Below are 551 nucleotides of genomic sequence, written 5' to 3' on the forward strand. Positions count from 1 at the left end.
CTTGCTGCGCGCCGGCGGCGGGGTAGCGATGCTGGCCTTGTTCGTGCCGGTGGAACTGATGCAGAAGCGGCCGATGATCGACCTGCGCCTGTTCCGCCACGCGCCGTTCGTCGGCGCGGTGCTGGCCATGTTCGGCTACGCCAGCTCGGCGCAGGTGATGATGACTTTCCTGCCCTTGTACCTGCAAAACGCTTTCTCTTATTCGGCCATCGTGGCCGGTCTGGCGATGCTGCCGTTCGCACTGGCGATGATTATTTTCCCGCGCGTCGGCGCCGCGCTGACGCGCTACATGCCGCTGCATGGCGTGATGGGGCTGGGCATGGCGCTGGTGTGCGCCGGCAATGTGCTGGTGGCGATTGCCGCGTATGCCGGAACGTACTGGATGGTGCTGGCCGGGATGCTGGTCACCGGCAGCGGCGCCGGACTGCTCAACGGCAACACGCAAAAAGCCATCATGAACTGCGTGCCGCGCGAACGCACCGGCATGGCCTCGGGCATCAGCACCACCACGCGGTTTTCCGCCATCGTGCTGGCGATTGCCTGCCTCGGCT

1 protein-coding gene is annotated in these 551 nt (G+C 65.7%); it reads left to right on the forward strand.

Annotated features, from left to right (window positions below; genetic code table 11):
- On the forward strand, positions 1-551 hold a 551-nt coding region (locus HLUSI_RS0109310; protein WP_016833710.1), incomplete at both ends, for an MFS transporter.

Source organism: Herbaspirillum lusitanum P6-12 (assembly GCF_000256565.1).
GTDB classification, from domain to species: Bacteria; Pseudomonadota; Gammaproteobacteria; order Burkholderiales; family Burkholderiaceae_D; genus Herbaspirillum; species Herbaspirillum lusitanum.